15 protein-coding genes are annotated in these 24765 nt (G+C 65.6%); 13 read left to right on the top strand and 2 right to left on the bottom strand.

The window, feature by feature from the left end:
• Nucleotides 1-27: 27 nt before the first annotated feature.
• The 7 genes from AB4083_RS05640 to AB4083_RS05610 all read left to right on the top strand — a co-directional run bounded on the left by AB4083_RS05640 (nt 28) and on the right by AB4083_RS05610 (nt 10547).
• Entirely contained in the window at nt 28-1779 is a 1752-nt protein-coding gene (locus tag AB4083_RS05640; RefSeq protein ID WP_441606776.1) for an IlvD/Edd family dehydratase, read from the top strand.
• A 10-nt stretch (nt 1780-1789) separates the two neighbouring features.
• A complete protein-coding gene (locus AB4083_RS05635; protein ID WP_441606775.1) occupies nt 1790-3373 on the top strand; it encodes an aldehyde dehydrogenase (NADP(+)) in 1584 nt (527 codons plus the stop codon).
• Nucleotides 3370-4314 carry a dihydrodipicolinate synthase family protein gene (locus tag AB4083_RS05630; protein ID WP_441606774.1) on the top strand — a complete coding sequence of 315 codons (945 nt, stop codon included), beginning with the start codon at nt 3370-3372 and terminating at the stop codon, nt 4312-4314. Before AB4083_RS05635 ends, AB4083_RS05630 begins: the two co-directional genes overlap by 4 nt.
• A gap of 97 nt (nt 4315-4411) precedes the next feature.
• Complete coding sequence (locus AB4083_RS05625) at nt 4412-5416, top strand: arabinose ABC transporter substrate-binding protein (RefSeq protein WP_441606773.1); 1005 nt, start codon at nt 4412-4414, stop codon at nt 5414-5416.
• 4 nt (nt 5417-5420) lie between these two features.
• The gene (gene araG / locus AB4083_RS05620) at nt 5421-6932 is read left to right on the top strand and encodes an L-arabinose ABC transporter ATP-binding protein AraG (RefSeq protein ID WP_441606772.1); all 1512 of its coding nucleotides are present in this window, start codon (nt 5421-5423) and stop codon (nt 6930-6932) included.
• A 32-nt stretch (nt 6933-6964) separates the two neighbouring features.
• Complete coding sequence (gene araH / locus AB4083_RS05615; protein WP_441606771.1) at nt 6965-7969, top strand: L-arabinose ABC transporter permease AraH; 1005 nt, start codon at nt 6965-6967, stop codon at nt 7967-7969.
• Nucleotides 7970-8117: 148 nt separating this feature from the next.
• A complete protein-coding gene (locus AB4083_RS05610) occupies nt 8118-10547 on the top strand; it encodes a glycoside hydrolase family 2 TIM barrel-domain containing protein (RefSeq protein WP_441606770.1) in 2430 nt (809 codons plus the stop codon).
• Between the two features lie 57 nt (nt 10548-10604).
• Here the strand turns inward: AB4083_RS05610 and AB4083_RS05605 are convergent, their stop codons facing one another.
• The gene (locus tag AB4083_RS05605; protein ID WP_441606769.1) at nt 10605-11456 is read right to left on the bottom strand and encodes a LysR family transcriptional regulator; all 852 of its coding nucleotides are present in this window, start codon (nt 11454-11456) and stop codon (nt 10605-10607) included.
• A 234-nt stretch (nt 11457-11690) separates the two neighbouring features.
• Here AB4083_RS05605 and AB4083_RS05600 point away from each other — a divergent pair, with 234 nt between their 5' ends.
• The 6 genes from AB4083_RS05600 to AB4083_RS05575 all read left to right on the top strand — a co-directional run bounded on the left by AB4083_RS05600 (nt 11691) and on the right by AB4083_RS05575 (nt 22068).
• Nucleotides 11691-13196 carry a hypothetical protein gene (locus tag AB4083_RS05600; protein WP_441606768.1) on the top strand — a complete coding sequence of 502 codons (1506 nt, stop codon included), beginning with the start codon at nt 11691-11693 and terminating at the stop codon, nt 13194-13196.
• 345 nt (nt 13197-13541) lie between these two features.
• Nucleotides 13542-15803, top strand: coding sequence for a glycoside hydrolase (locus AB4083_RS05595; RefSeq protein WP_441606767.1), 2262 nt, complete (start codon nt 13542-13544; stop codon nt 15801-15803).
• A 545-nt stretch (nt 15804-16348) separates the two neighbouring features.
• Nucleotides 16349-17470, top strand: a complete 1122-nt coding sequence (locus AB4083_RS05590) for a fatty acid desaturase family protein (RefSeq protein ID WP_441606766.1) — start codon at nt 16349-16351, stop codon at nt 17468-17470.
• A gap of 485 nt (nt 17471-17955) precedes the next feature.
• Nucleotides 17956-19173 carry an SGNH/GDSL hydrolase family protein gene (locus AB4083_RS05585; protein ID WP_441606765.1) on the top strand — a complete coding sequence of 406 codons (1218 nt, stop codon included), beginning with the start codon at nt 17956-17958 and terminating at the stop codon, nt 19171-19173.
• Nucleotides 19174-19449: 276 nt separating this feature from the next.
• Nucleotides 19450-19929 (top strand): VOC family protein, encoded by a 480-nt coding sequence (locus tag AB4083_RS05580; protein WP_441606764.1) that lies wholly within the window; start codon nt 19450-19452, stop codon nt 19927-19929.
• Between the two features lie 93 nt (nt 19930-20022).
• A complete protein-coding gene (locus AB4083_RS05575) occupies nt 20023-22068 on the top strand; it encodes a M13 family metallopeptidase (protein WP_441606763.1) in 2046 nt (681 codons plus the stop codon).
• A 65-nt stretch (nt 22069-22133) separates the two neighbouring features.
• On the opposite strand, the gene AB4083_RS05570 is transcribed toward AB4083_RS05575, so the two are convergent.
• The gene (locus tag AB4083_RS05570; RefSeq protein WP_441606762.1) at nt 22134-24749 is read right to left on the bottom strand and encodes a phosphocholine-specific phospholipase C; all 2616 of its coding nucleotides are present in this window, start codon (nt 24747-24749) and stop codon (nt 22134-22136) included.
• Between the last annotated feature and the right edge of the window lie 16 nt (nt 24750-24765).

Genomic DNA, 24765 nt, shown 5'->3' with positions numbered 1-24765 from the left:
CCCCCAAGCCAGCGCAAGCCCAGGACCATGCCGGCAAGCAAACCGAAACTGCGATCGCAGCAATGGTTCGGCACCAACGACAAGAACGGCTTCATGTATCGAAGCTGGATGAAGAACCAGGGCATTCCCGAGCATGAATTCGATGGCCGTCCCGTCATCGGCATCTGCAATACCTGGTCCGAGCTGACCCCGTGCAACGCGCATTTCCGCAAGCTGGCCGAGCATGTCAAGCGCGGCGTCTACGAAGCGGGCGGATTCCCGGTCGAGTTCCCGGTGTTCTCCAGCGGCGAATCGAACCTGCGCCCCACCGCGATGCTCACCCGCAACCTGGCCTCGATGGATGTCGAGGAAGCGATCCGCGGTAATCCGATCGACGCCGTCGTATTGCTGTGCGGCTGCGACAAGACCACGCCGGCGCTGCTGATGGGAGCGGCCAGCGTCGACGTGCCGGCCATCGTGGTCACCGGCGGCCCCATGCTCAACGGCAAGCTCGACGGCAAGGACATCGGCTCGGGCACCGTGGTGTGGCGTCTGCACGAATCGCTCAAGGCAGGCGAAATCGACCTGCACCAGTTTCTTTCGGCCGAGGCGGGCATGTCGCGCTCGGCCGGCACCTGCAACACCATGGGCACAGCCTCGACCATGGCCTGCATGGCCGAGGCGCTGGGCGTCTCGCTGCCGCACAACGCCGCGATCCCGGCGGTGGATGCCCGCCGCTATGTGCTGGCGCACATGTCGGGCATGCGCATCGTGCAGATGGCGCTGGAGGATCTGACGCTGTCGAAGATCCTGACCCGCCAGGCCTTCGAAAACGCCATCTGCGCCAATGCCGCGATCGGCGGCTCGACCAATGCGGTGATCCACCTCAAGGCGATCGCCGGCCGCATCGGCGCGCCGCTGGAACTGGAGGACTGGACGCGCGTCGGCCGCGACATCCCTACCCTGGTCGACCTGCAGCCGTCCGGCCGCTTCCTGATGGAAGAGTTCTATTACGCCGGCGGCCTGCCGGCGGTGCTGCGCCGGCTCGGCGAAGCGAACCTGCTGCCGCATCCGCAGGCGCTGACGGTCAACGGTCAATCGATCTGGGACAACGTGCGCACCGCACCGACCCATGGCGACGAAGTGATCCGCCCGCTCGACCGGCCGCTACTGGCCGACGGCGGCATCCGCATCCTGCGCGGCAACCTCGCGCCGAACGGAGCGGTGCTCAAGCCGTCGGCCGCGACGCCGGAGCTGCTCAAGCATCGCGGCCGCGCCGTGGTGTTCGAGAGCTTCGACCACTACAAGGCGACCATCGGCGACGAATCGCTCGAGGTCGACAAGGATTCGATCCTGGTGCTGAAGAACTGCGGCCCGCGCGGCTATCCGGGCATGGCCGAGGTCGGCAACATGGGCTTGCCGCCCAAGCTGCTGCGCCAGGGCGTGAAAGACATGGTGCGCATCTCCGATGCACGCATGAGCGGCACCGCCTACGGCACGGTGGTGCTGCATATCGCGCCGGAAGCGGCGGCGGGCGGCCCGCTCGCGGCGGTGCGCAACGGCGACTGGATCGAGCTCGATTGCGCGGCGGGCCGGCTGCATCTGGAGATCGGCGACGAGGAACTGCTGCTGCGCCTGCGCGAGCTCGGCACGGCGGTCGCGCCGGTGGCCGCCGTCGCTGCCGGCAGCGGCGGGTATGCGCGCCTTTACGTCGATCACGTGCTGCAGGCCGACGAAGGCTGCGATCTCGACTTCCTGGTCGGCCGGCGCGGCGCCGATGTGCCCCCGCATTCGCATTGAGGATCCGTGCATGTTGCCGCTTACAGGTGAGTTGCTGATCGGGGGGCGCGCGCAGCGCGGCGAAGCCGAGGCATTCCAGGCGATCGACGCCGCCAGCGGCGAGCCGATCGCGCAACCGCTGTTCCATGGCGCATCCGTCGCCGACGTCGACCGTGCCTGCCGACTGGCGGACGATGCCTTCGACGTCTACCGTGCGTTCGATGCCGAGCGCCGCGCCGGATTCCTCGAAGACTGCGCCGCGCGCATCGAGGCACTGGGCGACGCCTTGATCCAGCGCGCGATGGCCGAAACCGGCCTGCCGCGTGCGCGCCTGGAGGGCGAGCGCACGCGCACCGCCAACCAGTTGCGCATGTTCGGCGCCCTGGTCAGAAGCGGCGACGCACTCGATGCACGCATCGAGCCCGCCCTGCCCGAGCGCCAGCCGCCGCGTCCGCAACTGCGCTTCTGGCGCATCGGCATCGGGCCGGTAGCCGTGTTCGGCGCAAGCAACTTTCCCCTGGCGTTTTCGGTGGGCGGCGGCGACACCGCGGCCGCCCTCGCGGCCGGCTGTCCGGTGGTGGCGAAGGCGCACCCGGCGCATCCGGGTACGTCGGAACTGGTCGGGCGTGCGATCCAGCAGGCGGCTGCTGCCGCGGGCCTGCCGGCCGGCGTATTCGCGCTGCTGTTCGACGCCGGCCACGGCGCAGGCAGTGCCCTGGTGCAGCATCCGGCGATACGCGCGGTGGGCTTTACCGGTTCGCGCGCCGGCGGACTGGCGCTGGCGCGGCTCGCAGCGGCGCGGCCCGAACCGATTCCGGTCTACGCGGAAATGAGCAGCGTCAACCCGAACCTGCTGTTGCCCGCGGCGCTGACCGCGCGTGCACCCACCCTGGCCCGCGACTACGCCGCCTCGGCCACGCTCGGTTGCGGCCAGTTCTGCACCAAGCCGGGCCTGGCGCTCGGCGTGGCAGGCGCCGGATTCGAGACGTTCGCCGCGCAGGCGGCGCATGAATTCAGTGCCGTGCCGGCTGGCGTGATGCTGACCCCGGCCATTCTCAACGCCTACGAAGCTGGCGTCGCGCGCCTGGGCCAGGACCCGCGGGTGAGCACGCTCGCTCGCGGCGCGGCGGCGCCAGGACGTGCGCAAGCGGCGCTGCTGCGGGTATCGGCGCACGCCCTGGCCGCCGATGCTGCACTGGGCGAGGAGATCTTCGGCCCGTGCAGCATGCTGGTCGAATGCGCCGATCATGACCAGTTGTTCGACGTGCTGCGCGGACTCGAAGGCCAGCTCACTATCGCGCTGCATATGGAGCCCGCCGACGGCGATCTCGTGCGCGCGTTGCTGCCGCTGCTCGAGCGCAAGGCCGGCCGCGTGCTGGCCAATGGCTTTCCCACCGGGGTGGAAGTCTGCGATGCCATGGTCCATGGCGGACCGTTCCCGGCCACCCTGGACGGGCGCAGCAGCTCCGTCGGCACCGCGGCGATCGAGCGCTTCCTGCGCCCGGTCTGCTATCAGAACCTGCCCGATGAACTCTTGCCCGAGGCGCTGCGCGATGCGAATCCGCTGGGCGTGCAGCGCAGGTTCGCCGGCCGGTTCGAACCGAGGACCGCATGAATTCTTCAACGAGCAGCACGCGCGCACCCCGTTACCACGGCATCTTCCCGGTGGTGCCGACGACCTTCACCGAGACCGGCGCCCTCGATCTGGCCAGCCAGAAGCGCGCCGTCGATTTCATGATCGATGCCGGCTCGGATGGCCTGTGCATCCTGGCCAATTTCTCCGAACAGTTCGCGCTCTCCGACGAGGAACGCGAGACCATCGCCCGCACCGTGCTCGAACATGTGGCCGGCCGGGTTCCGGTCATCGTCACCACCACCCACTACGCGACCGGCGTGTGCGCAGCGCGCAGCCGGCGCGCGCAGGATCAGGGCGCGGCGATGGTCATGCTGATGCCGCCCTATCACGGCGCCACGTTCCGCGTGCCGGAGCCGCAGATCTACGAGTTCTACGCGCGCGTGTCCGACGCCATCGATATTCCCATCATGATCCAGGATGCCCCCGCGAGCGGCACCGTGCTGTCGGCGCCATTCCTCGCGCGCATGGCCTTGGAGATCGAACAGGTGGCGTACTTCAAGATCGAGACGCCGGCCGCCGCCAGCAAGCTGCGCGAATTGATCCGCCTGGCCGGTGCCGCCGTGGAAGGCCCCTGGGACGGCGAAGAAGCGATCACCCTGCTCGCCGATCTGAATGCCGGCGCCACCGGCTCGATGACCGGCGGCGGCTTTCCGGACGGCATCCGTCCCATCATCGAGGCGCATCGCGAAGGGCGCCTGGACGAAGCCTTCGCCCACTATCAGCGCTGGCTGCCGCTGATCAATCACGAAAACCGCCAGGCCGGCCTGCTGGCCTGCAAGGCGCTGATGAAGGAAGGCGGCATCATCGCCTGCGAGCAGCCGCGCCATCCGCTGCCGTCGATGCCGCCCAGCGCACGCGCCGAACTGATCGAGATCGCGCGCCGGCTGGACCCGCTGGTGCTGCGCTGGGGCAAGTCGTGATCGATGGCGCATGCTTCGATCGGATCCGCGCGGAACGATGCGCCCTTCCCTGGAACGCCTCGGCGTTCGCCACCGCTTTGCCCCGAGGAGACCGGATATGACCACCCGCACCCGCAGAGGCTCGCTATGCGCCCTGCTCGCCGCCATCGGCCTGGCCTGGCTGGGCGCCAGCCATGCCGCGCCCGCTGGCGCGCCGCTCAAGATCGGCTTCCTGGTGAAAATGCCGGAGCAGGCCTGGTTCATCAACGAGCAGAAGGCGGCCGCCGAACTGGGGCGCAAGGACGGCTTCGCGGTGGTGAGCATCGGCACGCCCGACGGCGAAAAGGTGCTGGCGGCGATCGATAATCTCGGCGCGCAAGGCGCGCAGGGCTTCGTCATCTGCCCGCCGGATGTGCGCCTGGGCCCGGCGATCCGGGCGCGCGCACGGCAATACAACATGAAGGTCGTGACGGTGGACGACCAGCTGGTCGACGGCTCGGGCAAGCCGCTGGCGGGCGTGCCGCACCTGGGCATGTCGGCCGCCAGGATCGGCAATCAGGTCGGCCAGGCCATCGCCGACGAAATGAAACGGCGCGGCTGGAAGCCCGAGGAAGTCGGCGCGCTGCGCATCACCAGCGATCAATTGCCAACCGCGAAGCAACGCACCGATGGCGCCACGCAAACCCTGCTGGCGAACGGCTTCAAGCCGGACAACATCTTCAGCGCGCCACAGCGCACTACCGACGACGAAGGCGGCTTCAACGCTGCCTCGCCCGTACTGACCCGCCACGCGAACATCAAGCGGTGGGTGATCTACGCCTTGAACGAGGAAACGGTGCTCGGTGGCGTGCGCGCTACCGAGCAGCTGCGCATCCCGGCGGCGAACGTGATCGGCGTCGGCATCAACGGCGCGGGCGAGGCGTTCGCGGAATTCCAGAAACAGCAGCCCACTGGCTTCTACGGCACCGTCGCGGTCAGCTCGACCAGTCACGGCAGGCAGAGTGCACACAACCTGGTGAACTGGATCCGCAGCGGCCAGGAGCCTCCCGCCGATACGCAGACTACGGGCACGCTGATGACGCGGAGCAACTGGCAGGCCGTGCGTGCCGAACTGGGCATCTGAGTCCATGCCGCCTGCGGACGCGGCGGCGCCGGGCTGTCGCCTGGAACTGCAGGGCATCAGCGTCGGCTTTCCCGGCGTGCGCGCGCTCGACGGCGTCTCGCTGGAGGTGCGCGCGGGCGAAGTGCATGGCCTGATGGGCGAGAACGGCGCGGGCAAGTCCACCCTGCTCAAGGTGCTCGCGGGCGTGAACCGGCCGCAGGCAGGCACGCTGCGCCTGGATGGCCGGCCGCAGCATTTCGCCGATACCCGCGCGGCGATCGACGCCGGCATCGCGGTGATCTACCAGGAACTGCATCTGGTGCCCGAGCTGACGGTGGCCGAGAACCTGTTGCTGGGGCAGCTGCCGGGCCGGCTCGGCCTGCTTGACCGGCGCGCGCTGGTCGCACGCGCCATCGATGCGCTCGGTCGCCTGGGCGAACGCATCGACCCGCACATGCCGGTGAAGCGGCTCTCGATCGGCCAGCGCCAGATGCTCGAGATCGGCAAGGCGCTGCTGCGCGATGCGCGCGTGATCGCCTTCGACGAACCCACCAGTTCGCTCTCGGCGCGCGAAACCGAGCGCCTGTTCCGGATTATCGAAGGCTTGCGCGACGAGGGGCGCGCGATCATCTACGTGACCCATCGCATGGATGAAGTGGATGCCTTGTGCGATCGCGTCACCGTGCTGCGCGATGGTCGGCGCATCGAAACCTTCGACGCGGCCGCGGGGCTCGACCGCCATCGCCTGGTCACCGCCATGGTCGGGCGCCCGATCGCCGACGTGTACGGTTATCGGCCGCGCGCCGCGGGCGAGGTGCTGCTCGAGGCGAAAGGCCTGTTCGGGCCGGGCCTGGCCGAGCCGGCTTCGTTCGCCGTGCGGCGCGGCGAGATTCTCGGCTTCTTCGGGCTGGTCGGCGCGGGCCGTTCGGAGCTGATGAAGCTGGTCTACGGCGCGACGCGCGCCAGCGCCGGCCACGTCGAACTGCGTGGCAGGCGGGTGGCTTTCGCCAGTCCCCGCGATGCGGTGCGCGCCGGCGTTGCGCTGTGTCCGGAAGACCGCAAGCAGGAAGGCATCGTGGCGATCGCCTCGGTGGCGGACAATCTCAATCTCAGTGCGCGTCGGCATGTCTGCCGCGGCGGCTTCCTGCTCGATACCCGGCGCGAGCGCGAACTGGCGCAGGACTACATCCGCAGGCTGGCGATCCGCCCGGGCGACAGCAGCGCCGCGATCGGCCAGCTCTCCGGCGGCAACCAGCAGAAGGTGATCCTGTCGCGCTGGCTGGCCGAGCGCATCGAGGTGTTCCTGATGGACGAGCCGACGCGCGGCATCGACGTGGGCGCCCGCGCCGAAATCTACCACCTGCTCTACGAACTGGCCGAGGCCGGGCGCAGCGTGCTGCTGGTGTCGAGCGACCTGGCCGAGGTGATCGGCGTCGCCGACCGCATCGTGGTCATGCGCGAAGGCCGCATCGCGGGCTGCGTGGAAAGGGCGGATGCCAGCGCCGACGGATTGATCAAGATGGCGCTGCCGCGCTGAAGCTTCCAGGCCAGACCGACATGAGTGCAGCCATGCAACCCAAGGAAACCTCCGCCGCTCCCGCTTCGGCCGCACCGTCGGCGGCTTCACGCGCCCGCGCGCTGGCCGCGGGCATCGCCAGCCGGTCCGGTATTGCGCTGGTGTTCGTGCTGCTGTTCGCGGGCCTGTCGGCGGCGGTGCCGGACTTCCTCAGCGTGCGCAATATCCAGGGCCTGCTGCTGTCGGTGACCCTGATCGGATCGATCGCCGCGACCATGATGTTCGTGCTGGCACTGGGCGAAGTCGATCTTTCGGTGGCGTCCATCGTGGCGTTCACCGGCGTGGTGGCGTCTACCGTCATCTCGCAGACGCATAGCATCGGGCTGGGCATCGGCGCCGGCGTGCTGGCGGGCGGCGCCGTCGGACTGGTCAACGGCGTGCTGGTGGCGCGCTTCAAGATCAACTCGCTGATCGCCACCCTGGCCATGATGGAAGTCGTGCGCGGCCTCGCCTACCTGGTCTCGAACGGCGACGCGGTGATGATCACCGAAGAAGGCTTCTTCGCGCTGGGCAGCGGCGCCTTGCTCGGCATCTCGTATCCGATCTGGAGCACCATGGCCGGCTTCGCGCTGTTCGGTTTCCTGCTCAACCGCACCGTGTTCGGCAAGCACGTGCTTGCGGTGGGCGGCAACAGCGAGGCGGCGCGCCTTGCCGGCTTGCCGGTGACGCGCATCAAGCTCATGGTGTTTGCGCTGCAGGGGCTGGTGACCGGCTTCGCCGGCGTGATGCTCGCCTCGCGCATGAGCCTGGGCGATCCGAAGACCTCGGTAGGGCTGGAACTGGGTGTGATTTCCGCCTGCGTGCTCGGCGGCGTATCGCTCACCGGCGGGGTGGCCACGATCCTGGGCGTGCTGGTCGGCGTGCTGATCATGGGCTCGGTGCAGAACGCCATGAGCCTGCTGAACGTGCCGACCTTTTATCAGTATCTGATTCGCGGCGGCATCCTGCTGCTGGCCGTGATGTTCGACCAGTATCGACGTGGACGACGCGCCGGCTAGCGAGACCCGGCCTGTCGCAATGCAGCGGCGTATTTCGTAACCGGTTCCGCCGCATTTCGCCAATGACTCACCGGACGAACTGCTCCATCGTGGCAAGCGCCGCGCCCTGCCCGCCGCGCCGGACTCCCTCACTGCGCACGAATCACTTATGACCGCCAAGCATGGATGGGCTTTTCTCGCGGCCATCGCCGCCTTTGTTTTCTTGCCGCAGGCTGCCGCCGAGCAGCGCAGCCTGTCGCAGGACTGGCGCTTCCAGCGCGGCGACAGCAAGGGCGCCGAAGCGGTCGCTTACGACGATCGTTCGTGGCGGCAGGTATCGGTGCCGCATGACTGGTCGATCGAGGACAAGCCCGATGGCTCCCCCCCGTTCGACCGCGATGCGCTCAGCGGACAGGATTCGGGCTACCTGCCCGGCGGCGTCGGCTGGTATCGGCGCCATCTGGTGCTCGATGCACGCGATGTGGCGCAGACGGTGCGGGTCCGCTTCGAGGCGATCTACATGGACGCCGACGTGTGGATCAATGGCCGGCACGTGGAGAAGCACCATTACGGCTACAGCGCCTTCAGCGTCGACCTGACCGGCAAGCTGCATGCCGGCGACAACCTGCTCGCGATCCGGGTCGATCACGCCGATCCGTCGTCGCGCTGGTATGCCGGTTCCGGGCTGATCCGCCCCGCAACGCTGGAGCTGTTGCCGCCCGTGCATATCGAACCGGACAGCATCCAGGTCACCACGCCGGTGGCCACCCGCGAAACCGGCAAGGTGGTCGCGCGATCGGACATCGTCAATGGCACGGGGAAGACGCAGAGCGTGGAAGTGATCTCGCACATCCTGTCGCCGGCGGGGCAGATCCTGCTGCGGCAGGAACGCAGGACCGCGCTAGCGCCAGGTGCAAAGGCGACGGAAGAAGCCTCGTTCGAGTTGAGCGAACCTGCGCTGTGGTCGCCCGACTCGCCCAATCTGTACGTACTGGAACAGAGCGTCCGCACGGGCGATGGCGTATCCGATGTCCGCCGCACGCGCTTCGGCATTCGCACGATTGCCGTCGACGCGGTCAATGGGCTGCGCATCAATGGCAAGCGCTTCCTGCTGCGCGGCGGCAACATACACCACGACAACTACATGCTGGGCGCGGCCGGCCTGCCCGATGCAGAGGCGCGCAAGGTCGCGCTGATGAAGGCCGCCGGCTACAACGCCATCCGCAGCGCGCACAACCCGGCCAGTCAGGCGACGCTCGACGCTGCGGACGAGCTGGGCATGCTGGTCGTCGACGAAGCGTTCGACGCATGGAGCCGGAACAAGAAGTCGCAGGATTACGCGCGCTTCTTCAAGGAGGACTGGCCCGCCGATCTGGACAGCCTCATCGTGAGCGGCCGCAATCACCCCAGCGTGCTGTTCTGGAGCATCGGCAACGAAATCCCCGAACAGGGCGCCGCACCGGGCATCGAGACCGCGCGCCGGATGGTGGCCCGCGTCCGCCGCCTCGATGCCACCCGCCCGGTGACCCAGGCCGTCAGCACCGGTGGCGTGGAAAGCGATGGCCAGTTCGCCGTGCTCGATGTGGCGGGGTACAACTATCACGCCCATGAATTCGCCGACGATCACCGGCGCTTTCCCGCGCGCGTGATGTTCACTTCCGAATCCACTTCGAAGGATGCCTTCACCTATTGGCGCAGCGTGGAAACCATGCCCTGGGTGCTTGGCGATTTCGTCTGGACCGCCGTCGATTATCTGGGCGAAACCGGCATCGGCTGGATGGGCTACAGCCAGGACTGGCAGAAGCTGGGGCCTTACCCGTGGCATCTGGCCTATAGCGGCGAGATCGACGCCACCGGGCGCAAGCGGCCGGCGGCGTATTACCGGGAGGTGCTGTGGAAAACCGGCATCGACCCGATCGCGGCCTTCGTCAGGCAGCCGCCCGGCACCGAAGATCTGCCTGATCGCCACCTGTTCCCGATTACGCCGCCGCACCTGGACTGGTCACTGGACGACGTCCATCCGAGCTGGACCTGGCCGGGGCAGGAAGGCAAGCCGCTGGACGTCGTGGTCTATGCCGAGTATCCCGAGGTGGAACTGTTCCTCAACGGCAAAAGCCTGGGGCGCAAGCCGGTTGGCGTGGACACGGAATACAAGACGAGCTACCAGGTGCCCTACTCGCCCGGCCGCCTGGTCGCTGTCGGCTATCGCGACAACCGCCCCGTGGGGCACTGGGAGCTGCGCACCGATGCCGAGCCGGCGGCGCTGCGGCTGTCGGTGGATCGCACGCGCGTGCGTGCCAACGGCGAGGATCTGGCCTACGTAACCGCCGAACTGTTCGATGCCGACGGCGTGCCGATCTATGCGCAAAGCCATGATCGGCCGATAAGCGTGCAGGTCGACGGCGCCGGGCGACTGGCCGGTGTCGGCAATGGCGATCCGCACGATGCCTCCAGCTTCCAGTCCGGCCGGCGGCACAGCTTCCATGGGCGCCTGGTCGCGGTGGTCAAGGCGGCGACGCAGGCCGGGCCCGTCCAGGTGCGCGTCGAGGTGCCCGGCTTGCCGGCACAGGAAGTCCGCATCGACGCCGTGTCGCCGTGATGCGTGCTGAGGGGAACTGCTCGTGCTGGATCGGCAAGGCATGCATCCTCAGCGCGATCAATTGGCCAGCCGGTTGACGACCATATCCAGCAACACCCTGAGCCTTGCGAGCCGACGCATGTCACGGTGATAGCCCATCCAGATATCCCGCACAGGCGGCTCTTCACCCAGATCGATGCGATGGAGTTGTGCGGTGGCGTCACCCAATGGTCGCGGCAACACGGCAATCCCCGCGCCCTCGACGCACATGCGCGCCTGCACCGAACGCGAGTTGCTGCGAAAGACAATGCGTGCGCCCGGAAGCATGCGCTGCAGCCAGGTGACTTCCGGCATGCCGCCAAACGCAAGATTCATCACCAGCAGCGATGCACCCTCGCCATCGCCGGGCACCGGGCGCGGATGGTCCACCGACGCATAGACGCCGTAAGGCATGCGGAGCAGTTTGCGGGAAACGACATCCGGCTCGTCGAACGGCTGGATGCGGAACGCGAGGTCGGCCTCTTGCCGTGACAGGCTGAAAAGCCGCGAATCGGTCAGCAGCTCGACGCTCACACGCGGATACTGCCTGGAGAACGCGGCGGTGACAGGCGCCAATACATGCTCGGCAAACCAGTCCGCCGACGTGATGCGCAACATGCCATCGAGCTGCCCTCCCTTCCCGGCGAGCTGGCGCTGAAAGGCAACAGCTTCTTCCTCCATGCGCTCGGCATGGCCGAGCACGAGCGCGCCCTCGTCGGTCAGGACGAAACCATCCTTGGTGCGCTGTAGCAGCTGCTGTCCGAGCGCCTGTTCAAGCGCCTGCAATCGCCGCCCCATGGTGGGCTGGCTCTGCCCCAGCTTGCGCGCGGCGCCACCCAGCGTTCCCTCGCGGGTAATGGCAAGAAACACGCGCAGATCACCCCAATCCATCAATGCTCTTCCCCTGGTCGAACTCACTGATCTGTCGCCAGCAACTACACCGCGACCCATTCAATTATGCATGGAGACCATGCATATCTTTCGATCAACATGCAGCTTCTTTTTGTCGTAGCGTACGCACCCACTCGCCTCCCCAGCGAGCCCGCCCCGACCGTTCGACGAGTTCGTCAGCACGCTTTCGATCCGTGCCGATCCAGCTGTTCCATCCCATCCCAAGGAAACGTAATGAAAGCCATGATGCACAGGACGCTCCCTCTTTGTCTGATGCTCTCGCTGACGGTTTCATATGGCAGTGCCGCGACGGTTGCAGATCACCCATCGCGCAATAGTGTGGCGTTACCGGCGAAAACAAAGATCGCCACCAAGGCTTCTCTGGCGACGGCCATGCTCCCCGTCGGCGTCAGCTTGCGCGACATCGACGGCGGCCCGCGCTACTTCACCGATAAAGATTCCCGCAGCGCCTGGATGGACAGCCACATCCTGCTGGGTGCATGGATGGAGCAGCCGGCCGATGCCACGCAGGTGGGTTATGCCGTGGCGATGGGCAACAACATCTATTGGAACCTCGGCGGCAAGGCTGGCGATCCGGAGCAATGGCGCGCCGACTATGACGTGATCCGCGCGGCCGGCATGCACGTCGCCGCGCCGGACACCACGCCCAACAGCGGCACCGAAACGGTGGCATACGACGGCTGGGACGAGGCGGACATGCAATATGGCGCCGGAGCCAACGGCTGGAACCCCGCTGCGCCCAATGCCAACCTCGACGACTGCCTGCCGGCCGGTAGCGAGTGTGGTTATACCGTGGCGAAATGGTCCTACACCGGCCAGCCGCTCAGCTATGGTTCGCCGGGCTACCCCATCAACAACATGGCCAAGCACCAGGGCTATGGCAAAGGCGTACTGTTCTGGATGTGGGACTCGGAGGCGGCGGTATTCCTGGGCTACTCGGACGTGCTTTCGGCCGACAGCTATTGGATGACCGACCCCGACCTGGAAGCGAACTCCCAGGGCGGTTGCGCCTTCTTCCCCAGCAGCGAAAACATCTGCTACGGCCCGAATCCCGTGGGGCTGACCCGCGCCCAGCGGGCCCTGCCTGCCAACTACGCGTTCAACGTGACGCGGTTGCAGACGCTTTCCAGCACGCTCAACCACCAGTCCAAGCCGGTGGTGGTCGATGTCGAGACGGGGTGCCCCATCTATGGTGGAACGGAGTGCATTACTCCGCCAGCAATGAAGGCGGCTGCCATGCACGGCCTGATCGCCGGAGCGCGCGGCATCCTGTGGTTCCAGCACAACTTCAGCGGCCCCTGTACCGACTACACCACGCTGATCGACGGCTCGGATCCACGCACTGACGATTACAACTGCCAACAGACCCCGGGCGTCACGATCCACGGCCTGGTGTTGAACATCACCGCGTTCAACCAGCTTGTGAGCAGCGTGAACAATGTCTTGCTATCGCCGTTCGCCGATGGCTACGTGAGCCACACCGGCAACCTCGCCGCCATGGCGAAGTACGATGGCAGCCATTTCTACGTCTTCGCCGCTTCCGGCACGCCCGCGACCCCGCCGCCAGCGAATCAGTCGGTCACATTCACGGTAAAGAGTTCGGGCGCCACCAAGGTCACCGTGGTCAACGAAGGACGCACGATCCCGCTGGTCAATGGCACGACGTTTACCGACACCTTCGCCGACGCCAACGCGTATCACATCTACCGCATGGACTAACTGCCCTGCCGCCACCGTATCGCGCTGCGATCGGGCAGATGAGTGTCAACGGTCACCCGGCCACTGGTACGCCTCCGATTCCGTAGACACGCCAGTGTCTTCTGAGGATCGGGGGCGTACCGACCTGCTTTGGATCAGCAGCAGACGCTCCCTCACGCCGATCGCTCCCACCCTGCATGTCTCCGAGTTGTTCATGAGCTCTACCGCCGCGGCGATGAGCACGCCTGCGCAAAATGGTTCATGCCAGATAATCGCCATCCATCGTCAGCGCCGCGCCCGCGGCGAACCAACTCCCGGTCGCGCCAGCTTGCCTATGATCAGGCCCTCCTCCGCTCGGAGTCACCCATGAAGAACTGGCCGCCCATCGGCGCGGGCGTCGTATTGATCATGCTCAGCCTGTCCGCACGCGCCGCCGACGTCGTTCTGCGGAACGATGCCTGGCGCATCACCCTGGATACCGCGACGCTCGCCCTGACGGCGGAGCCCGCTGGCGAATCCCCGGTTCGGCTATCGACAGGCGGCCCGGCGCGCAGCGTTGATGATCTTCGCGCCAGCCCCGAACAGGCGTCCTGGCGTTGGGGTAACGGGGACTACCAGGTATCCGCCGGACTGGCTGGCAGCGATCTTACCCTTGCCATCAAGGCGCGAGCTGCCGGGATCCTGCCGCTACTGCGGCAGCCCGCAGCCGCTATCGGCGACGGCCTGATCTTCCCGCTGGCCGAAGGGCATTACATTCCTTCCGGCAACAAGGACTGGCAAGGGTTTCTGCTCGATCGATACGCGCAGTTCGATACCTCGGAAGACCTTTCCTTGCCGCTCTGGGGGCTCGATCGTGGCCGCTATTCACTGACCTGGATTCTGCAGAACCCTTTCAATAACCGTGCTCGCTTCACGCTGGATGGGGCTGGCCTGGCACTCTCGCTCGACCACGAGTTCACGACGTTGAATCTCGACCAGCCCATGACGCTGCTGTTGCACCTGGGGCCGGCGGATCCCTTGGCCGGCAGCAAGCGCTATCGAGAGCTGCTGGTATCCGAGGGGCGCTACGAAACGCTCGCCCGGAAGATCACCCAGGCGCCCGGCGCGGCCAAGCTGATCGGGGCGTCGCATATCTATCTCTGGGACGGTGGCCTGCTCTCGACCAAGGACATTGCGGATTGGGAGCGCTTCGTGGCCCTATTGAACGGCCATGGGGCGCTGGCTTCCGAATTGCGCCATGGGTTCGAGAAAGAAGCCCGATCGATCCTCGCGCAAGCCAAAGGCCCACGGGATGCTTATCTGCGCCAGGCGCTGATCCGTAACGTCAACGAGGCGCTTGCATCGGTGGCGCGGGCCCGCTGGCAGAACGAAGAGACGCCCGACATGCGGGTGCTCGTCGAGAGCTACGGCGAACTGCGCAGCCAGTTCGCACTCGCCTTCGCAGGTGCAGTGACGCCCGATCCGACGCAATGGGGTGGCGGGACGTCCGTGGCGACGATGACCGCCTTGCGTAACGCAGGCCTGCCAAAACTGTGGATCGGCTTGGGCGAAGGATGGGAGCCGGGCCTCTGGCATCCCGAGGCGGTGCAGGCCGGAGTGAAGGCCGGCTACCTGGTGGCCCCCTACGACTCCTACGAAACAGCGCTGCAAGCGGGCGACAATCCGAGCTGGGCCACAGCGCATCTCGGTGGGCGTGCGAACCGCGACTGCGCCGTCGTGCTCAAGGACGGGACGCTGCGAGCCGGTTTCAATCAATCCGGCCACTACACCAGCCCGGATTGCGTCCGGCCGCTGATGCAGGCGCGGGTGCCCGCCATGCTCAGTAAAGTGCCATTCAACAGCTGGTTTATCGACTCCTATGCAACCGGCATGGTGTACGACAGCTATCGACCGGGCGCGTCGATCTCACAGGCTCAATACGCGGCAGGCGCCGAAGCCAGCATGCACTGGATCACGGACATCCTGAAATTGCCGGCGGGGTCCGAGGATGGCAAGGCAAGCACGAACAGCGGCACCGTCTTCGCGCATGGCATGCAGACGCCGGTTATTGCCTGGGGCGACGTCGACATGCGGGAGAACAAGGCGTCGCCCTACTATCTCGGTCCGTGGTACCCGCCTGAGCAGCCGGAGATCTTCTTCAAGGAGGTTCCGCTCAAAGACGCGTATAGCACGGTGTATTTCGATCCACGGATGCGGCTGCCGCTGTTTCAAGCCGTGTTCCACGGCTCGGTCATCACTACGCACCATTGGGAATTCGACAGCTTGAAGCTTTCGAACGTACGAATGGAGAACGAGCTGGCCCAGCTGCTCTACAACGTGCCGCCGCTGTATCACTTGAGCGTATCGTCGCTTAGCCGGCGACTGCCGATCATCAAGCGCCAGGACGCTTTCTTCCGGCCGCTGCACGAACACCTGGCGACGCAGAAGCTGGTCGGCTTCCAATGGCTCACCCCGGATCGCCTGGTACAGCAGACGAGCTTCGAGGATGGAACGGTGTTGATCGCGAACTTCTCGACGCATGCCTTTCAGATGGAGCGCAGCAGAATCGACCCGCATTCCATCGTGGCGCTCCTGCCCGGCAAGGCCCCATCCGCTTACCAGGTCGCTGAGATGCGATACCCCCGATAACGCCCTCCGGGTCGCCAGGCCGCTGCGTTTCGACGATAAACAGCCAGTCGCCCGCGGCGCCGTTCTACTGCCGGCCCCCATGCCCGATCCCTTGGCGAACTCGTAGGCTGGCCAGACCTTTTGCCGGTAAGATGCCCCGCGGCCACACGCGGCCACAGACCCTAACCACGACGGAGGAATCGAGATGAGCAAGGGCATGGATTCGAAGAAGAACGAGAAGAAAAAGCCGGAAAAGACCATGAAAGAGAAAAAGGCCGCGAAGCAAGAGAAGAAGCGGAACGCCAAGTAGGCAGGCTGCTCTGCCGTGAGGAGCCTGCTTTCACCGCATTGAGGCGCGGCACCTACTGACGGGTAGCTCGCGCCTCCGGACAACGCCGATATCCACTTTCGCAACCCAAGGCGGGCGCCACCGGCCCGCCGATGCCGGCGTGCTGGATGCAGAGAACGGACGCGGAAATTCGCGCTACCGCGATGACGGTAGCGCAGTTTCAAGTGCGCACTCGGTGCATCGATTATCATGCCTTTACTTTCCCCGAGCGCTCACCATGTCCACAGAGTCACCCTATCGCACGGTCGATGCCGTTCGGTCTCCGTCTGCGACCGCCACCGGCGATAGGCTCAAGTTCAGCGGGGACAACACGTTTCATCGCGAATTACGTCGTCGTGTCGACGACTATTTCAAGCGCGGCGGACACAAGCCGCGCGGCAACGCGCGCATGTATCTCAAGACGGCCATCATCCTCGCCTCGTTCTTCGTTTCGTATGCGCTCCTGGTTTTTGTTGCGGAAACCTGGTGGCAGGGCCTGCTGCTCAGCATCGTGCTTGGCATCGCCACGGCCCAGGTCGGCTTCAATATCCAGCACGATGCCGGCCATCAGGCGTTCTCGGAGCGCCGCTCGATCAACAAGTGGATGGCCAGAACGCTGGACATGGTCGGCGGCAGTTCTTACGTCTGGCATTGGAAGCACGCTCACTTCCACCACACCTACGTCAACATCGACGGCTACGACAGCGACATCAACCTCGGTGTCCTGGCACGATTTTCGCCCCAACAGAAGCGCTACTGGCACCACCGCTGGCAGCACATCTACCTTTGGATGCTTTACGGCTTCACGGTCGTGAGCTGGCATCTGCACGACGACTTCCGCGACATCCTGACCGCCACCGTCGGCAAGCACCCGATTCCACGACCGCGTGGCATGGAGCTGCTGATTTTCATCCTCGGCAAGGTGATTTTTTTCACCCTCGCCTTCGGCTTGCCTCTCGCGTTTCATTCGATAGGCGCTGTCCTGCTGTGCTACTCGATCGTCGCCCTGGTTGCGGGCTTGCTGCTCGCGCTGGTATTTCAGCTGGCCCATGCCGTCGAAGAGGCATCGTTCCCGTCGCCGGACCAGCCCGGGCAGATGGACACGCCCTGGGCGATCCATCAGCTCCAGACCACGGTGAATTTCTCCCGCGACAGCAGGCTTATCACCTGGCTGGTGGGAGGCCTGAACTTTCAGGTCGAGCACCACCTGTTTCCACGCATCTGCCACATTCACTATCCGGCCATCGCGCGCGTGGTCGAAGCAACCTGCCTGGAATACGGCGTCCCGTACCATGCGAACCGCTCGTTCGGCGCCGGTATCGCCTCGCACTATCGCTGGCTGCGGCGAATGGGCAGATGATCCAGCCCTTCTTCATGGCGAAACTCGATCCACACTACTGAAATGAGTGTTTGGGGCGGCGACGCATAAGCTTCTCGGCATATATAAAACCGCCTGCCTGATAATCCCTTGCGGAAATGATTTTCCGTATTGCGTAAGTTATGGCGCATATATATTTTCCGCCGATTAACGCGACGACGCCTGCTTTAGCCGATAAAAGGTGATCGCGATCCCAGGATTAAAATCCAGGCGCGCCACTAACGCGTAATTACCGCGCGCCATAACGAAACCTCCACGCGCCAGGCGATAGAACGCCAACTCCCCATAAGTAAGCAAAAACGTTTTCCGCGTATCCGCCCGTCTTGATCGGGCGGCTTGATAGCTTCTGCCCGCGCCCCACCCCACCAACACACGTGAAAATCACCATGGGAGATATGGTTATGAGTAAGCGCGTATTTAAGAGAGGCGTTCGTAGCTTTAATCTGTTTGGAAGAGTTATTGCCTGCATGACGCTGGCGATGCTCTTGTCGGCCGCTTGTGTGCAACCGCCATGGTTCGCGACCTGGTACGCGGCGCCGCAGAACTACAACATTCTGTTCCCTGGCAGCACCGTTCCGCCTCTCGCGATCTCGAACCAGTCCATTCGCCAGATCGTCCACACCTCGCACGGCGGAAGCCTGATTCGCATCAAGCTGTCCAATGTCTTCGGCACCACGCCCGTCACCTTCGGCGAAGCCCGGGTTGCCCGCAGCACGGGCAATGGCGGCATCAATCCAGCCACGAATCGGGTGCTCCGGTTCGACGGCAGGAGCAGCGTGACGCTCGCACCTGGCGAAGAACGATGGAGCGACCCCGTCAGCCTGCAGGTTCCGACCCAGGCGAATCTGGCGATCAGCTTGTACGTTCCCCTGAATACGCCCGTCGTCACCACCCACACGATAGGCATGCAGACCAATTACCTCGCGTCGGGCAATCAGGCCGGTGCGGCGACGATGGGTAATGCCACGACAACCGGCATGTATTACTGGCTCAGCGAAGTGGATGCATCGACGGCGGGCGGCTCCGGCGGCGTCACCGACCTGGCGGCGCATCCGTACAAAGTGGTCGTGGCCTTCGGTGACTCGATCACGGACGGCTACGGCTCCACCTTCGGCGCCAACCGCCGCTGGCCCAACGATCTCGATAATCGCGTGCAGGCCGCTGCCGACGACCTCGGCCGGGTAAGCGTGGTCAATGCTGCTATCTCGGGCAATCGCTGGATCTACGATGGCGTCGGTCCCGCGGCCGTCACCCGCTTCGCTCACGACGTGGCCGGTGTTTCGGGCGCGACGCACGTGATGATCCTGCTGGGCGTCAACGATATCGGCCTCGGCGAGCTGTATCCGCCACAGAACGTTTCCGCCGGTCAGATCATCGCGGCCATGCAGGCCACCATCGCCCAGGCGAAGGCCAGCCGCATCAAGATCTACCTGGCGACGCTGACTCCGTATAACGGCGCTTCGTACTACGACGCCGCGGGAGAGATGAAGCGCGAAGCCGTCAACGCGTTCGTGCGCTCGGCGAACGGCGCCGACGGCGTGCTCGATTTCGACCGGATCGTGCAGGACCCTTCCAATCCCACCACCTTGTTGCCCGCTTTCGACAGCGGCGATCACCTGCATCCCAATGATGCGGGATATCAGGCGATGGCCAATTCCATCGATCTTGGCGTGCTCGAAGACTGAGCCGTGGCCACGACATCCGGCTGACCCGAGGATGTCGTGGCCTGCTTTGGGTGGCGGTCACCCTGCCACAAGGGCGATCGCCACCGACTCATTCGCGTGGTATCTGTCTCGGGCGGGACCGAGCTGGGGATTCTGCGCAGGCCGGCTCTGCGGGCCCTGCCCTGCGCACGGCGGCAGTGCCGCCAGGAGGCATGTCGATTCCGGCCTTCATCGTTCGTCGCAGGCAAGTGGGGCATCTTCACCCACGCCCGACCCGCCCGAACCAGGAGTATCCCGATGAACAGCAAGAACACCATCTGCCTGTGGTACGACGGCGCCGCCCTGGAGGCCGCGACCTTCTACGCCAAGACCTTCCCGGACAGCGCCGTGGGCAAGGTCTACCACGCGCCGGGCGATTACCCGGATGGCCAGCAGGGCAATGTCCTGACGGTCGAGTTCACGGTCATGGGCATTCCCTGCCTGGGCTTGAACGGCGGCCCCATGTTCAAGCACAGCGAGGCGTTCTCGTTCCAGGTCGCCACCGACGACCAGGCCGAAACCGACCGTCTGTGGAACGCGGTCATCGACAATGGCGGCAGCGCCAGTGACTGCGGCTGGTGCAAGGACAAGTGGGGCCTGTCCTGGCAGATCACGCCGCGCGCGCTGGTCGCCGCCATCAGCGACGCCGATCCCGCCGCGGCCAAGCGCGCGTTCGACGCCATGATGACGATGAGCAAGATCGACATCGCGACGATCGAAGCCGCCCGGCGTGGCTGATACCGGCAAGCCATACTCAGGCCCGGCGACGCCTGCTGGCTTGCGGGCGCAGGGGTGCGCCCCGTCGCCGCGCCTTATTCCTGAGGAACACGCATGCCATTCCTGCGCCATCCGTTCTCCACCTTCGCGTTCGTGGCCGGTGTGCTGTTCGCGGCATCGGCATCGGCTGCCGAGACCCGCCCATTCGATACGGCCGAGCTGGATCACGCGGTCATGCCGTGCACGGATTTCGACCGCTTCGTCAATGCGCGCTGGCTGGCGAGCCATCCGATTCCCGCGGACGAGGTGCGCTGGGGGGTGTTCGACCAGCTCACCCTGGAAAGCCTGCGCGTGCAGCACGACATCGCCGAGCAAGCGGCTGGCGCAGCGAAGCGGGCCGATGGCGATGCCAGCAGGCGCCAGCTCGGCCTGCTCTATCGTTCGGGCATGGATGCCGCGGCGATCGAGCGCGCCGGCCTCACGCCGCTTCGGCCTGTACTCGACGCCATCGTCCGGCTGAAAACGCCCGCGGATACGGCGGCCTTCCTGACTCGCGCTGCTGCGGAAGGCCAGTCGTTCGTGTTCGCCTTCGACGTGCAGGGCGATTTTCGCGATGCGCGAAGACAGCTCGGGGCGGCTTCGCCCGCGGCACTGGGTTTGCCCAATCGCGACTACTACACCGAGGCTCGTTATGCGGGCGAGCGCAAGGCTTATCGCGCCTACATGATCCGGCTGTTTCGCCTGGCTGGCGATGCCACCCCCGAGCAGGCGGCGGATGCTGCGTTGGCGCTGGAGGCTGCGCTGGCCAAGGCCACGCTCTCGCCGACGGAGGCCCGGCAGCCGGCGAATCAGTTTCACGCACTGCGTGCGGACGAAGCGGACCGCCTCACGCCGCACTTCCACTGGGCGCCGTTTCTCGCCGCGCAGGGGCTCTCGGCGCAGGCCGAGTTCTCATTGGCACCGCCGGCATTCTTCGCCGGCTTCGATCGCCTGCTGGCCAGCGCGCCGCCGGCGCAGTGGCAGGCCTATCTGCGCTTCCACGCACTCGACGATGCCGCGCCTTACCTCGCGCAGGCATTCCAGGACGCCGCCTTCGATTTCCACGGCCGCGCGCTCACCGGCCAGCAGCATGACAAGCCCCGCTGGCAGCGCGTGCTCGGCACCGTCAATGCATCCATGGGTGAGGCGATGGGGCGGCTCTACGTCACGCGCACGTTTTCGCCCGAAGCCAAGCAGCGTGCGCAGACGCTGGTCACGCGCCTGCTGGCGGCGCTCAAGACGCGCATCGAGGCACTCGACTGGATGAGCGAGGCCACCAGGGCGCGTGCCCTGGCCAAGTGGCAGGCCTTCGTGCCCAAGGTCGGCTATCCCGACCATTGGCGCGACTGGTCCGGCCTCGACCTGTCGGCCACCGATTACTACGCCAACGTGCGTGCACTGGCCCGCTATAACCATCGCGAGGCGATGGCGCGAGTCGGTAAACCGACCGACCGGACCCGCTGGAGCGTGTTGCCGCAGACAGTGGACGCGTTCTACCGCGCGCAGGACAACAGCATCACCTTTCCGGCGGCGATCCTGCAGCCGCCTTTCTTTTATGCCGATGGCGACGATGCCATCAACTACGGCGGCATCGGCGCCGCCATCGGCCATGAGGCCACGCACGGCTTCGACGATGCAGGCCGCCAGTTCGACGGACAAGGCAACCAGACCGACTGGTGGACGCCCGAGGACAATGCCGGTTTCAATGCGCGCGCCGACGCGCTGGTGCGCCAGTTCGACGCTTATGCGCCGCTGGCGGGCCACCCGGATGTGCATATCAATGGCCGCCTCACCCTGGGCGAGAACATCGCGGACCTCGGCGGCGTGCACATCGCTTACGACGCACTGCAGTCAGCGCTCAAGGCCAACCCTGCGGAGGCCCGCCGCCAGATCGACGGCTATACCCAGGACCAGCGCTTCTTTCTCGCCTTTGCGCGCATCTGGCGCGCCCGCATGCGCGAGCAGCAGACCCTGGTCTATCTTTCGAGCAACCCGCATGCGCCGCCGCGCGAGCGCATCATCGGCACCCTCGGCAACGTGCCTGCGTTCGCGCAAGCGTTCCAGTGCAAGACCGGGGATGCCATGTTGCGTCCGGCCGGCGAGCAGGTGCGGATCTGGTGAGGGCGTACGCCCTCACCGATCGACCGGAGTCCCTCGCCTAGCCGGGCCAGGAGCGAATCGGCCACTCAGATCCGGAACGCCACCCGTTTCGCCTCGAGCGTCGTATACCCGTCGTCGAAGAAATACCAGGCGTCGTATCGGCCCGGCGGCAAGGCACCGCCGGCGGCGGCCGACAGCATCACCGAACCGACGCCTCGCGGCGCATAGACCCAGCGCAGGAGATTGGCCTTGGTCGGGGCTGCGCCCGCCGCGAACACGCCCACCCAGTTCTTGGGACGATGGCGCCACGGCGGTGTTACGTAGTCGAAGCGCAGCGTCTCGTAGCGAGTGCCGTGCAAGGCGAGCGAGGCACGGAACAGGCGATCGTTGCCGATCGCGGGGTCGGTCATCGGCTGCCGCGGCCGGTGCTGGACGCAGCCCGCCACCCGCCTGAAGTACACGGCATCGCCGGCCACGCGGATGCTGGCGTCGTACCAGCCCGCACTGCCCTGCCATTCGATGCTGCGCTCGCATCCGGCTTCCACGCGGATCTGAAGCGGCTCGTTCTCGTCGTAGGCGTTATCGGTCAGCTGAAATACGCAGTCGCTAAGGCTGGCCCGATTATCGAGCTTGATCATCAGATTGCCGCGCAAGGCATGTTGCGAGGTGGCCACTTCAGGCGCCTGCCCCGACTGCGTCATCGCATTTACGTTGCCGCGGAATTCGCGCAGGAAGCCGTTGGGTCCGAACACGGACCAGTCATAGCTGCCATCGTTGCCGATCGACATGGGCGGCGCGGCCAGCAGCGACTTGCCTGCTTCGACGGTGTAATGAAAAGGCTCCTGCGCATTCGACATCGGGTCGCGATAAGCGATCAAGGCGACGCCACTGCTTCCCGTATTGCTGAGGCTGAGCGAAAGACGCTCCATGTCGACCTGGGCCGTGACGGAGAACGCGTAGTCCAGCCGGCAGGCCGGCCGCAGCTTCGGCGCCTGCAGCGGAAATGCCTGAGGAGTAGGCACGGCGGCTTGCGCGGTGCCGTTCTTGAACGTGGTGCCGGTGTTGAGCGGACGCGGCAGGCTCGGCCTGAAATCGAAAGCCGCGGTCAGGTCGCCGCAGACCGATCGGCGCCAGTTCGAGATGGCCTCGCATCGCGTACTTCCGCGTGCCGGACTTTCCGTGCCCAGCGCCTTGGCGATCGACCATTGCTCCAGAAACTGCACTACGGAAGTGTGGTCCGTGAGCTGCGAATAGACCTTTCCGCCAGCCGTCCAGGGGGAAATGATCAGCATCGGCACACGCGGCCCCAGGCCAACGGGGATCGATGCATTGTTCTCGGCGGCGTCGGCGTCAGCCAGGGTCATCTCGCCGTAATGCGGGTTGATCGCGGGGATCGGTGGCGGCACGTGATCGAAATAGCCGTCGTTCTCGTCGTACATCAGCATGAAGACGGTTTTGCGGAACACTTCCGGATGGTCATTGACCAGCACGCTGAGCAGCCGGGCGGTAAACGACTCGCCATCTCCGGGCGAAGAGCTGGGGTGTTCGCAGAACTGAGCCGGCGCCACGATCCATGAAACGCGTGGCAGCCCGGCCTTCACTGAGCCGAGCGCGAAATTGTCGGGCTCCATGCCGGCGGCGACGTCGCGGGCGAACTCGGCAATGATCGCGTCGCCGGTCTTGTCGCCATTGGCGGCAAATACGCGACCACGTTGATACAGCGACTGGAAATACGGATCGCTGGACTGGTTGATCGGCGTGCCGCTGTTATCGACCCTGAAATTCTTGAAGTACTGCAGATAATTGTCGCCGTAGTTGTCGTGCTCCTGGTAGATCTTCCAGGTGATGCGATTGTCCGTCAGCGTTTCGGCATAGGTTTTCCAGTCCGCGATGCCGGCGGCGACGGCGACGCTCCTGGCCTGCGGCGTCTGCCCGTACATGGCGGGCGTGATGTCCGCGTTGATGTCGCACTGGATATCGGCGACGTAACCGCAACTGCCGTAGTTGTCCGGGAAATTCATCGGCGGCGGCACCGTGCCGGACCACAGGCAGAACCGGTTCGGGTCCGTCGCCGCAAAGATCGAGCAGTGGTAGGCATCGCAGACGGTGAAGGCATTCGCCAGCTGGTAATAGAACGGCAGGTCGTCGGCGTTGAGGCAGCCCATCGATTGGCGGCTCTTCAGCGGCACCCAGGTGTCCCAGTTGCGCCAGGTGTCCTGCGATGCCTTCCAGCTATGGTCCAGGTCCGTCATGTACTGGTATTGCACATTGCCCGGCTGATTGAGCCTGAAAGGCAGCACGTAATGAGTGGACTGCGATGCGCGATCGCTGTCGTACCAGCCGGCGGGCTTGGTCCAGCTGCCATAGGGCACGTGCGCGCTGAAGCCGCGCGAGCCTGGATTCAAGCCTTCCGGCTGGTACCAGACGTAATTCCCGCTCGGCATCGGCACGGGGCGCGGATCGCCATAGCCGCGGACGCCGGGCAGCATGCCGAAGTAATGGTCGAACGAGCGGTTTTCCTGCATGAAGACGATGACGTGTTCGACGTCCGCCAGGCTTGGATGGCCGGTGGGATTATGCGGCTCGATCGCCAGCGCCTTGTCGATCAGGCCAGGCCAGGCTGACAGCGCGGCCAGTCCACCGGCCGATCCGGCGGTCATTTTCAGGAAGCGTCGGCGCTTGACGTCGTCAATCTCACTCATGCGGTTTTCCGGGTGG

It is taken from the genome of Dyella sp. 2RAB6 (assembly GCF_052115385.1).
In the GTDB taxonomy this organism is placed as follows: domain Bacteria; phylum Pseudomonadota; class Gammaproteobacteria; order Xanthomonadales; family Rhodanobacteraceae; genus Dyella_D.
Note: the sequence above shows the minus strand (reverse complement) of the source record. Positions and strands in the feature narration are given on the sequence as shown.